Annotated in this window: 1 pseudogene; it reads left to right on the top strand. The window is 84.4% G+C overall.

The features are described 5' to 3' along the window. A pseudogene (locus tag KVS67_RS13125) lies at positions 1-237 on the top strand (inositol monophosphatase); the annotation flags it as partial.

The following is a 237-nucleotide window of genomic DNA, read 5'->3' as shown; positions in this document are numbered from 1 at the left end:
CGCTGGCTGGCCGGCGTCGTGGCGGCGCCCGCGCTGGGGCGCCCCTGGTACGCGAGCGCGGGCCGGGGCGCCTTCAGCCCCGCGGCCGCGACGAGGGCGGGCGTGGACCTGCCCGCCCGCGATGCCGCCCCCGTGCGGCTCACCGGCCCCGTGGCGGGGCGCACCGGGCGGCTGCACGCCACCGGCTACGGCTACGACCCCGCTCGCCGGGCCCTGCAGGTGCGGGCGCACGCGGCC

Origin of the sequence: Micrococcus sp. GbtcB5 (assembly GCF_019091605.1) — a bacterium.
GTDB classification, from domain to species: domain Bacteria; phylum Actinomycetota; class Actinomycetes; order Actinomycetales; family Micrococcaceae; genus Micrococcus; species Micrococcus luteus.
This window is presented reverse-complemented; position numbering and strand designations above follow the sequence as displayed.